Here is an 11366-nt window from a genome sequence, read left to right as displayed (position 1 = left end):
GGGGTCACCATGGATCGGATGCGGAGAGGCGCGGCGCAAGGCGCGCGCGCGGGTTCAATTCGCGGCGAGCGTGGGTTCGGCGACGGACTCGGCGTGCGTTGGGCGCTGAAACTGGCGCTCGACCAGGCGCGCGTAGGGAGGGTGGGTCGCCAACAGTTGCAAGTGGCTGCCGATGCCGGAGAGGCAGCCGCCGTCGAGGAAGCAGATGCGATCGGCGTGCATCACCGTGGACAACCGGTGCGCGACGACGATATTGGTGCGGCCCTGCATCAGCTCGTCCAGAGCGAGCTTGACCTGATGCTCGGTCTCGCTGTCGAGCGCGGAGGTCGCTTCGTCGAGAATCAGGATGTCCGGATCGCGCAGGAACATGCGGGCGATGGCGATGCGTTGGCGCTGGCCGCCGGAGAGGTTGTTGCCCTGTTCGATAAGGACCGTGTCCAGCCCCTGCGGCATGGCCTCGATGAAGTCCAGCGCGCCGGCGCGATGCGCCGCCGAGCGTACTTGTTCGTCGCCGAACTCGCCTTCCAGTCCGTAGACGATGTTGTCGCGCACGCTGCCCGGCATCACCGGCGCGTTCTGCGCGACATAGCCGATGCTGCCGCGCCACTGCCGCAGCGGGAACTCGCCGATCGGGTGGCCGTCGTAAAGGATGCGCCCGCTGCTGGGTTCGTAGAAACGCTCGATCAGCGCCAGCAAACTGGACTTCCCGCTGCCGCTGGCGCCGACCAGGGCCACGGTCTGTCCGGGCTCCAGGCGCAGATCGATGCCGCGCAGCACCGGCGTGGCGCGTCCGGGATAGGCGAAGCACACGTCCTGGAATTCCAGGGGTTTGCCCGGCCTGCGTTCGGCGCGGCCAGGGCGGGCCTCTTCCTCGTCTTCGCGCAGCATCGCCGCGATGCGCACCGAGGCGCCCTTGGCCTTCTGCAGTTCGGCAGTGAAATGGGTCAGCTGCATCAACGGCGTGGCGACATTGAAAATGTAGAGGATGAACGCGGTCAGGGTTCCGACGGTGATCTCGCCGGCGGACACGCGCGCGGCGCCATAGACCAGGATGACCAGGATCGCCAGGGTCATCGCCAGGCCCATCAGCGGCTCCAACAATACGTTGATCCGCGCCACGCGCAGGCCGAGGCGCTTGAGCCCGTCGATCTCCGTGCGGCTGCGGTCGCGCTCGCGGCGCTCGGCGGTAAAGGCCTTGACCAGGCGGATTTCCTGGAAGATGTGGGTCAGGATGCCGCTGAAACGCGCGGTGCGGTCCTGGATGCGGCGCGACAGGCCATCGAGCAGAAAGGCGATCGGAATCATGATCGCGAAGGCCGCGCCGATCGAGCCGAGCAAGGTCAGGGTCAGGCGCACGTCCAGCAGCAGCAGCACCACGACCGAACCCAACAGCAGCAGGATCCCGGTGACCAGATTCACGGTCTGGCGCGCGATCAACTCGGAGATCGACTCGCAGTCGCGCACCACGCGGCTGACGCGCTCGCCGCTGCCCTCGCTGTCGAACGAAGCGATCGGCAGGCGCAACAACTTGTCGACCAGTTGCAGGCGCAGCTGCGCGACCACCTGGTAGCCGACCCGCGCCAACAGATACGCCGAACCGGCATTGAGCAATGCGGCGGCGGCCAGAATCCCGACCAGGCCGAGCATCGGCCACGGATCGAGTCCATTGCGGCCGAAGCCATCGATCATCGCCTTGGTCTGGATGGGGAAGAACAAGGTTCCCGCGACCGATGCCATCGCCATCACCGTGGCCATGGCCAGCGCAGCGGGCGACGGGCGGGCACCGCGCAGCAGGCGCCAGAGGTCGCGGTTGGAGGACGAGGTCATGGCAGTTCCGCAGCGTGCGCTGGCGGCATCGGCCATCCGTGCGCGCGATCGCATGCGTCCGCATGCTGCAGTGTTGGCGTGTTCGTGGCGATTTGCCGCCGCGATGCATCGGCGTGCATGCCGTGCGCGGGGCATCGCGAACGGAGACTGCATGGCCGGAGTTTTGCGCGTGCGAAGTACCGAGCCGCGTGTGTTCTGGCATCAAGCGGCATGGCATGTTCCCGTCCGGCATTGAGGTCGCATGTCCGGCTGCGGGTGGTGGCGGGCGCGCTGCCGCAACGGCGAGTGTCGCGAAGCTCGATGCCAAGGATCGGAGGCTTGCCCGCACGCAGCGCGGCGCGGTTCGCAGGGGCCGCCGGTGCCAAAGGGGGCGTCGAAGCACGGCGCCAACGTCGGCGAGGTGATCGCGGTGTTCGCGCTGCACAGCATGCTTGCGAACGATCAGGATGCGAGGCGTGTCGCGCGAAACAATCCATCAGCACACGCCCGGGGAATGCTGTCCGAACACTACGTCCGTCATGACGGCTCCTGTTCTTTGCTGCTCACTTCCATTCTTGGAAGTTCTTTTCCCCTGTCGCGAAACTAGTGTGAAGCAAATGATGTGTGCACATGGACGGTGGCGTAGACACTTCTTGTGTACGCTTCCGCATGTCGCGCGCAAACGTGATGCCGCGGTGTGAAGAATGCAGAAGAGCGCAGATGCGTATGCCGTTGTCACATGGCGCGCGACGCAGTTTCATGACGGAAGCGATCGTGAGTGCAGTGTGGTGCTAGGCGCGGCAGCGATGGATTCGGCTTGTTGCCATGGGCGAATCGTGCATCGAGGAGGCTTCGATGCGCATGATTCATTTGCTGATCTTGGCGCGCGATGCGACATGATGTTGTCGCATTGGTCCGCTATTACGGCGTTGTGCGTCGCATCATGTCGACACGGTTCGATGTCATCCGCGCTCCAGTGCATTTGTGCTCCGCCAGTTGAGGGGAGTGGCGTGCATGGCTGGTCCCTGCGATGGCGATTGTCGAGGTCACAGGCCGAGGTCGGCAGTAGTGCCGTGTCGGTGTGTATGTCGCGGCAGGGTGGTCGGGGAGGACGCGGCGAGGACTGGCGACATCGCGATCATCGCCGTGTTAAGCGCTGGTGCTTTTTGAGGTTGTATCGAACGTGGAGGTCTTCGGCATTGTCTGATGGCGTCTCGCAAGCGCGCTTCATGGCGTGCTGCACGCCTGCGGACTCACTCCTCGCCGGCGCGCGCGCGGATGCGTGTGCCGGCAGACCGATCACGGGATCCAGTGATAAGGAGGGTTGCGATACTCCGTCGGCGGCTTCTCGGGAAGCTCCTGTTCGATGACCATGTCGAGCACGTCGCGATAGCGTGAGGCATGGATGTCGGGATCGGCCAGTTCGTAACGCAGGATGCGCACGATGCTTCGACTTCCAGGGGGCGGCTCGAATCCTCGGATCAAGGGCATGACGGGATACGGCGTCGAGTCGGCGTGCCATGCGCCGTCGGCGCCTTGCGTTACCGTCCGCGCCACGACGCAGACGTTTTCCGGGCGTCCCGGAATATCTGGCCCGTTGTACCCGCAGCCCATGGTGTCTGGCCCGACTTGAAGGTAAAGGACGCGCGGCTGCGGAAGAACGTCGGCCGGATCGGTGAAACGCAGTTGTCCGTTGTCGTAGAGCAGGAACTCCTCGCCCGATGGCGCCTTGAGCCGCAGGGCCGGTTTGTCGGTGCCGGCGATCCGGACGAACGAGATGGAGAATTCACCGCGGAAACGCGCGATCGACGGCGCGAGTGCCGCGTCCGCCTTGCAGGCGTCCTGCGATGCATAGGCCTGCGCGATGACGACGTGTCCGTTTTCCTCGCGGTACGGCGCCACGCGCCTGCCGCAGGCCGTCGCGAATTCCAGGTAGTCGGCGCGGAACAGCACCGGCAGGATGGATCTGTTGCCATCCGCGCCCTGCGCGAACGGCGCGATGGCGTTGCCATGTGCATCGTTGACCTGGTACAGGACCCACGCGGTGTCCTGCAGCCTGCGTTGCGCGGCATCGGGCGCGGGTTTGGTGTCGGCCGCGCTCGCGGACCCCAGCGCGACCGCGAATGCCACGCCCAGCGCGTATCGGAGCGGACCTGTGGCGGCGCGCGTGACGTTCTTGCCTGCTGTTCTTCCAGTGACCATGCCGGCTCCCATGCCAGTCGCTCTTGCGCACAAGTCTAGCCAAGGCATGGACGCTGTTCGCGCCGACATGTCGTAGGAATTGTTCCCGTAGGAGCATCAGGGAACCGCTCGACCGCGACGGCATGGCGATCCGGCCGGTGCTGCATGCCGGTCAGGGTGCGCGTGCCGAGGTTGCCGGTGTCGAGGCGCGGGGAGTGGCGTGTGCTCGCTCCTGCGGGGATCGGATGTGGTTCCGTTGCGCAGGTGCATGCTGGCTCTTCTTGCGATGCCGTGGGGGTGCTTGCCGAAGCCGGGCACCGCCGCGCCGCGTGCGTCCCCTAGGCGCCTTGCGGCGGCGGCATCTCGCCTGTGCAGCGCCAAGATCTGAGCGCTGCGTTGCGCCGCCAGAGCGGTGGTGCGCGCGGGCCGAGCCGGTCGCGCGCTGCGTGGAGGCAATACCGCGGACACAAAAAAACCCGGAAAACTCGCGTTTTCCAGGTTTCTTGTGACCTTGAAACTGGTCGGGGAGACAGGATTCGAACCTGCGACCTCTACGTCCCGAACGTAGCGCTCTACCAGACTGAGCTACACCCCGAAGGAGCCGCACATGATACGGGGGTCATCCGTATCCTGCAAGATCCTTTGCGAAAAAAGTTCAGTCCTTGGCGTCGGGGGCGGCGCCCTCGCGGGCCTCGAACCACATGCCGTTGAGGATGGCGGCGGTGGAGGCCAGGCCGACACCGAGAATCCAGGCGAAGTACCACATGGTCAATCTCCTAAAGCGGTCAGGGAGGGGCGCGTCAGTACGCGTTGGGGTTGTCGTCCATCGACGCGGCGGTGACCTTGCCCTTCAGCACCCGGTACACCCAGGTGGTGTAGCCGATGATGATCGGCAGGAACACCGCGGTGGCCAGCAGCATGATCCACAGGGTCAGGCGGCTGCTGGAGGCGTCCCAGACGGTCAGGCTGGAGCCGGGCTGGCTGGACGACGGCAGCAGGAACGGGAAGATCGCAAAGCCCACGGTGAGGATGATGCCGGCGATGGCGCTGCCGGAGGCGATGAAGGCCAGGCCGCCGCGACGCTGGCGCAGCAGCAGCGCGCTCGCCAGCAGGCCGAGCAGGCCGACCGCCGGCGCCAGCGCGGTCAGCGGCATGGTCTGGTAGTTGTGCATCCAGCCGCCGGCCTCGCCCAGCACCGCGGTCTTCAGCAGCGGGTTGGTGGCGCCGTCGGTGATCACCTGCGAGGTCACCGCATAGCCGGGCAGGCCCATCGCCACCCATACGCCGGCGCCGGCGAACAGCGCGCAGGCCACCAGCGCCGCCACGCTGCCGTAGCGGGCGGCGCGCTCGGCCACCGGGCCGTCGGTCTTCAGCACCAGCATCGCCGCGCCGTGCGCCACCAGCATGCTCACGCTGAGCAGGCCGGCGAGCAGGGCGAACGGCATCAGCAGGCCGAAGAAGCTGCCGGTGTAGAACACCCGCAGGGTGTCGTCGAAGTGGAACGGCACGCCCAGCAGCACGTTGCCCACCGCCACGCCCATGATCAGCGCCGGGATGAAGCCGCCGATGAACAGCGCCCAGTCCCAGCCGTTGCGCCAGCGCTGGCTGGGCAGCTTGCCGCGGAACTTGAACCCGACCGGGCGCAGGATCAGCGCGAACAGGATCACGAACATGGCCAGGTAGAAGCCGGAGAAGCTGACCGCGTACAGCGGCGGCCAGGCGGCGAAGATGGCGCCGCCACCGAGCACCAGCCAGACCTGGTTGCCTTCCCAGACCGGGCCGATGGTGTTGACCACCAGCCGGCGCTCGGCGTCGTTCTTGGCCACGAACGGCAGCAGCGCGCCGACGCCCAGGTCGAATCCGTCCATGACCGCGAAGCCGATCAGCAGGATGCCCAGCAGCAGCCACCAGATCACGCGCAGCGTGGTGTAGTCCAATGCAATGAAGTCCATCGTCATTCTCCTGCCGGGATCAGAGTTGGCCGGCGGCCGCGTTGGCGGCAAGGGGCGCGGCGGGGCGCGGGGTCGGCTGCAGCAGCGCCGGCAGGTCGTCGGGACCCTTGCGGATCGCCTTGAGCATCAGCTTGATCTCGATGACCAGCAGCACGGTGTAGATCGCCACGAAGCCGGCCAGGGTGATCAGGATGTCGTGCAGGGCCAGGCCGGAGGCGGCGTAGAACGTCGGCAGCACGCCTTCCACCGCCCACGGCTGGCGGCCGTACTCGGCGACGAACCAACCGCATTCGATCGCGATCCACGGCGCCGGCAGGGTCCACACCGCCAGCTTCAGGAACCAGCGCTTGTGCTCGAAGTTGTGCTTGCACGAGAACCACATCGCGGCGGCGAAGAAGGCGATCAGGTAGAAGCCCAGCCCAGCCATGACCCGGAACGTCCAGAACAGCGGCAGCACGCGCGGCACGGTGTCCAGCGCAGCCTTGGAGATCTCTTCCGGGGTGGCGTTGAGGATGTCGTCGCGATAACGCTTGAGCAGCAGGCCGTGGCCCAGATCCTGCCAGTGGCGGTCGAAGACCTCGCGCGCCTCCACGTCGTTGCGGTTGGCCTTGAGCCGCTCCAGCGCGCCGTAGGCGATCTGGCCGCCGCGGATGCGGTGTTCGGCGCGCTTGACCAGTTCCAGGATGCCGGGGATCGGCGTGTTCAGCGAGCGCGTGGCGATCAGGCCCATCAGGTACGGCACCTTGATCGCGTAGTCGTTCTTGCCGGTGGTCTGGTTGGGGATGCCGAAGGCGGTGAAGTCGGCCGGGGCCTGCTCGGTCTCCCACATCGCCTCGATCGCGGCCAGCTTCATCTTCTGGTGTTCGTTGGCGGCGTAACCGCTCTCGTCGCCCAGCACCACCACCGACAGCGAGGAGGCCAGGCCGAACGCGGCGGCCACCGCGAACGAGCGGCGGGCCAGGTCGCGGTGCTTGCCGCGTAGCAGGAACAGCGCGCTGATCGACATCACGAACACCGCGCCGGTCACGTAGCCGGCGCTGACCGTGTGCACGAACTTGGCCTGCGCCACCGGGTTGAACACCACCGCCATGAAGTCCACGACTTCCATGCGCATGGTGTCCGGGTTGAACACCGCGCCGGTGGGGTTCTGCATCCAGCCGTTGGCGATCAGGATCCACACCGCCGACAGGTTGGTGCCCAGCGCCATCAGCCAGGTCACCATCAGGTGCTTGACCGGGGAGAGCTTGTTCCAGCCGAAGAAGAACAGGCCGATGAAGGTCGCTTCCAGGAAGAACGCCATCAGCCCTTCGATCGCCAGCGGCGCGCCGAAGATGTCGCCGACGTAATGGCTGTAGTAGGACCAGTTCATGCCGAACTGGAATTCCATCACGATGCCGGTGGCGACGCCCATGGCGAAGTTGATGCCGAACAGCACGCCCCAGAACAACGCCATGCGCCGCCAGACCTCCTTGCGGGTCATGACGTACACGCTCTCCATGATCGCGATCATGAAGGACAGGCCGAGCGTGAGGGGAACGAACAGGAAGTGGTACATCGCGGTCATGGCGAACTGCAGCCGCGACAGCTCTACGACAGTGGTGTCGATCATGGCTGTGCTACCTCGTGGAAAATGCGCATCTGTGGGGCCGGGTGGCGGTAGGTTGAGGGCGATGTTCCGCTTTCCCCGCCGCGCCGGCCTTGATCCAAATCAATGTTCGCCGCGGCCCGCGCCGGCATCGTGGCGGCACGCGGCGGTTCCGACCGGGATGCCGACTTACAATGGCGGCCCGTTCGCCGTGCCGAGCCCGTTTTGACCGATCCCGCCGCGCCGTCCACCGCATCGCCTGAGTCGCCCGCCGAATCGCCGCACCCGCGACGCTCGCGCCTGCGCTGGCTGGCCGCGCTGGCCGCCGCGGCGCGCGGGCGACAGCGGCTGGCGGCGCTGGCGATCAGCCTGTCCGGCGCGCTGCTGATCGTGCAGGCCGGGGCTATCGCCTGGTTGCTGCAGGCGCTGCTGGTGGAGCGCCGCGCGTTGGCGCAGACGCTGCCCGCCGTTGGCCTGCTGGCGCTGATGCTGGCGCTGCGCGCGCTGCTCGGCGCCTGCGTGCAGCGCGCCGCCGGCGACGTCGCCGATGCCGCCAAGTTCGAACTGCGCCGCCGTGTGTACCGGCACCTGCTGCAACGCGGTCCGCTGTGGCTGCGCGGGCAGCGCAACGGCGAGCTGGGCGAACTGCTGCTGGCGCACGGCGACGCGCTGGACGGCTACTACGCCGGCTACCAGCCGGCGCGGCTGGAAGTGAGCGTGGTGCCGCTGCTGATCCTGCTCGCGGTGGGGTGGAGCGACTGGGTGGTGGGCCTGCTGCTGCTGTGCACCGCGCCGCTGGTGCCGATCTTCATGATGCTGGTGGGGTGGGGCGCCGAGGCCGCCGGACGCCGCCAGCTGCGCGCGCTGGCGCGGATGGGCGGGCATTTCGCCGACCGGCTCAAGGGACTGGGCCTGCTGCGCCTGTACGGCCGCGGCGAGGACGAACTGCAGGGCATCGCCGATGCCGCCGAGGGCGTGCGCGAACGCACCTTGAAGGTGTTGCGGATCGCCTTCCTGTCCTCGACCGTGCTCGAGTTCTTCGCCTCGGTCAGCGTCGCCATCGTGGCGATGTACCTGGGCCTGAGCTACCTGGGCATGATTTCGCTGCACGCGGCGGTGCCGACGCTGGGCGTGGGGGTGTTCTGCCTGCTGCTGGCGCCGGAGTTCTATGCGCCGCTGCGGCGCCTGGCCGCGCATTACCACGACCGCGCCAATGCGCTGGCGGCGGCGGCCGAGGTCGAGCGCCTGCTCGACGCGCTGCCCGAGGCGACGGGAGCGGCATTGCCTGCGCCGTTGCCCCATGCCGGCGAGGTTTCGCCTTCGCCGCAGGCGGACGCGCCAGCGACGGAGCCTACGGACGCGGCGATGCCCGCCGCGGCGTCGGCTTTCGCGCCCGCGGTCGAGCCAGCGCCAGCACAAGCGCTGGTGCGTGCCACCGGCCTGGTGTTGCGGCCGCAAGGCGCGCGATGCGATGCAGTGCGCGATCTGTCATTCGAATTGCGGCCCGGCCAGCGCCTGGCCCTGGTCGGTCCCAGCGGCAGCGGCAAGAGCACCTTGCTGGAAGCGCTGACCGGCTGGCTGGCGCCACGTGCCGGCAGCCTGCAGCTCCGCCCCGGGCTGCGCGTGGGCTATGCCGGGCAGCGGCCCTACCTGTTCCACGGCAGCATCGCCGACAACCTGCGCCTGGCCGATCCGCAGGCCAGCGCCGCGCGGCTGCAGGCCGCGGCCGAGGCCGCGCAGGTGATGCGCTTCGCCGCGCGCCTGCCGTTGGGCCTGGAGACCGTGGTCGGCGAACGCGGTTTCGGTCTGTCCGGCGGCGAAGCGCGGCGCATCGGCCTGGCGCGGTTGCTGCTGCGCGAGCCGGAACTGTTGCTGCTCGACGAACCGACCGCCTTCCTCGATCCGGACACGGAAGCCGAACTGCTGCGCACGCTGGCCGCCTTCAGTCAGGGCCGCAGCGTGATCGTCGCCACCCATAGCGAGGCGGCGATGCGCTGGGCCGACAGCGTGCTGCGCCTGCCGGCGCGCGCGCTGGCCGGCGACGCGGCGGGAGTGGCGCCATGAGCGGGCCGGTGCGCGACGACCTGCGCGGGGTGTTCCGTCGCCATCATGGCCGCCTGCTGCTGACCGCGTTGCTGCTGCTGTGCACGATGCTGGCCGGCGTCGGCCTGCTCGGCCTGTCCGGCGGCTTCCTGACCGCCGCGGCGCTGGCCGGCGCGGTCGGCATGGGCAGCGGCTTCAACTTCTTCTCGCCGTCGGCCGGCATCCGCGCGCTGACCTTCGCGCGCATTGCCTCGCGCTACGGCGAGAAGCTGGTCGGCCACGACGCCACCTTGCGCATCGCCCGCGACCTGCGCGTGTGGTTCTTCCGCCGCGCGCTGCCGCTGGCGCCGGCCAGGCTCGGCGCCAGCCGCACCGGCGAATTGCTGGCGCGGCTGATGTCCGACATCGGCGAGGTCGACGGACTGGTGGTGCGCGCGCTGGGACCGCTGGCAGCGCTGCTCGGCATCGGCGTCGCCGGCGTCGCTTCGGCGGCGGCGATCTATTGGCCGGCGGCACTCGTGCTGGCCGGGTTGGCGTTGGCTGTCGGCGCCGGCGTGCCCTGGGTGGTCGCGCGCGACGGCCGGCGTCGCGAGCAGCGCCGCGCGCAGCAGCGCGAGACGCTGCGTACGCTGGCGTATGAAGGCCTGGAAGGCGCCGCCGATCTGGCCGCGCTCGACGCGCAGGCCGCCTGGATCGCACGCGTGGACGCCAGCGCGCAGGACCTGCGCGCGCAGGATCGGCAGCAGCGGCAACGCCTGATCGGCGGCAACGCGCTGCACGCACTGTGCGCCGCGCTCGGCCTGCTGGCGATGCTGTGGCTGGCGCTGGGCGCGGCGCGCGCCGACCTGATCGGCGCCGCGCAGGCGGCCGGGCTGATCTTCCTGACCGTGGCCCTGCTCGAAGTGTGGGCCGGCGCCGGACTGGCTTGGCAGGCGCTGCAGTCCGGCCGAGTCGCCGCGCAGCGCTTGCAGGCGATCGCCGGGCAGGACGCGCCCGTGGCCGACGTTGCCCGGCCGCAGCCGGTGCCTGACGCCGGCGAAGTGCGTTTCGACGGCGTGGTCTTCGCCTGGCCGGGCGAAGCGCGGCGCGTGCTCGACGGCGTCGACCTGCGTATCGCGCCGGGCGAGCGGGTGGCCATCGGCGGCGACAGCGGTAGCGGCAAGACCACCCTGTCGGCGTTGCTGCTGCGGCTGTGGGATCCGCAGCAGGGCAGCATCCGTTTCGCCGGCGTGGACCTGCGCGAACTGGCCCAGGCGCAGTGGCACCGGCGTATCGCCTGGCTGCCGCAGGGCGCGCCGGTGTTCGCCGGCAGCGTGCGCGACAACCTGCGCCTGGGTGCGCCCGAGGCCGACGACGCCACGCTGCAGCGCGCGCTCGCCGACGTGCGCTTGGATGGCTGGCTGCACGAAGTCGGCGGGCTGGACGCGTGGTTGGGCGAGAACGGCGCGACCATGTCCGCCGGCCAGGCGCGGCGCCTGGCGCTGGCCCGCGCGCTGCTGCGCCAGGCCCCGCTGCTGGTGCTGGACGAACCCACCGAAGGCCTGGACGTGGATACCGCGCAGGCCCTGCTGCGCGATCTGGCGCAGGCAATGGGCCAGCGCAGCCTGTTGCTGATCAGCCACGACACGCTGCCCGACGGCGTGGTGCATGTGCGCTATCGGTTGCAGGAGGGGCGGCTTCGGGTCGAGCCGTAGTGTCGCCACGACCGAGGGCCGCGGCGGCTGTCCGAGGTGGCCTGCGGTCGTGACCTAGGTCCCTCCCACAACAGGCTGGCGGCAGGCTGCGACCGCGCGATGGCT

The 11366-nt window shown here is 68.8% G+C and carries 7 protein-coding genes and 1 tRNA gene; 2 read left to right on the top strand and 6 right to left on the bottom strand.

What is annotated here, in order from left to right:
- Positions 1–54 precede the first annotated feature (54 nt).
- The 6 genes from AB3X07_RS13415 to AB3X07_RS13390 all read right to left on the bottom strand — a co-directional run bounded on the left by AB3X07_RS13415 (position 55) and on the right by AB3X07_RS13390 (position 7548).
- Positions 55–1827 carry an ABC transporter ATP-binding protein gene (locus AB3X07_RS13415; RefSeq protein ID WP_369939096.1) on the bottom strand — a complete coding sequence of 591 codons (1773 nt, stop codon included), beginning with the start codon at positions 1825–1827 and terminating at the stop codon, positions 55–57.
- A gap of 1278 nt (positions 1828–3105) precedes the next feature.
- Positions 3106–4020 (bottom strand): hypothetical protein, encoded by a 915-nt coding sequence (locus AB3X07_RS13410; protein ID WP_369939095.1) that lies wholly within the window; start codon positions 4018–4020, stop codon positions 3106–3108.
- Between the two features lie 485 nt (positions 4021–4505).
- Positions 4506–4582: transfer RNA gene (locus tag AB3X07_RS13405), tRNA-Pro, on the bottom strand.
- Positions 4583–4642: 60 nt separating this feature from the next.
- A complete protein-coding gene (gene cydX, locus AB3X07_RS13400; protein ID WP_145700529.1) occupies positions 4643–4753 on the bottom strand; it encodes a cytochrome bd-I oxidase subunit CydX in 111 nt (36 codons plus the stop codon).
- A 34-nt stretch (positions 4754–4787) separates the two neighbouring features.
- Positions 4788–5939 carry a cytochrome d ubiquinol oxidase subunit II gene (gene cydB, locus AB3X07_RS13395; RefSeq protein WP_369939094.1) on the bottom strand — a complete coding sequence of 384 codons (1152 nt, stop codon included), beginning with the start codon at positions 5937–5939 and terminating at the stop codon, positions 4788–4790.
- Positions 5940–5958: 19 nt separating this feature from the next.
- On the bottom strand, positions 5959–7548 hold the full coding sequence (locus AB3X07_RS13390) for a cytochrome ubiquinol oxidase subunit I (RefSeq protein ID WP_369939093.1): 1590 nt from the start codon (positions 7546–7548) through the stop codon (positions 5959–5961).
- Between the two features lie 201 nt (positions 7549–7749).
- On the opposite strand from AB3X07_RS13390, the gene cydD reads away from it, so the two are divergent.
- Positions 7750–9588 carry a thiol reductant ABC exporter subunit CydD gene (cydD, locus tag AB3X07_RS13385; RefSeq protein WP_369939092.1) on the top strand — a complete coding sequence of 613 codons (1839 nt, stop codon included), beginning with the start codon at positions 7750–7752 and terminating at the stop codon, positions 9586–9588.
- Entirely contained in the window at positions 9585–11261 is a 1677-nt protein-coding gene (gene cydC / locus AB3X07_RS13380) for a thiol reductant ABC exporter subunit CydC (protein ID WP_369939091.1), read from the top strand. Before cydD ends, cydC begins: the two co-directional genes overlap by 4 nt.
- The last annotated feature ends 105 nt before the right edge of the window (positions 11262–11366 follow it).

Origin of the sequence: Xanthomonas sp. DAR 35659 (assembly GCF_041242975.1) — a bacterium.
GTDB classification, from domain to species: domain Bacteria; phylum Pseudomonadota; class Gammaproteobacteria; order Xanthomonadales; family Xanthomonadaceae; genus Xanthomonas_A; species Xanthomonas_A medicagonis.
The sequence above is the reverse complement of the archived record's forward strand: the minus strand, read 5'-3'. Positions and strand labels throughout refer to the sequence as shown.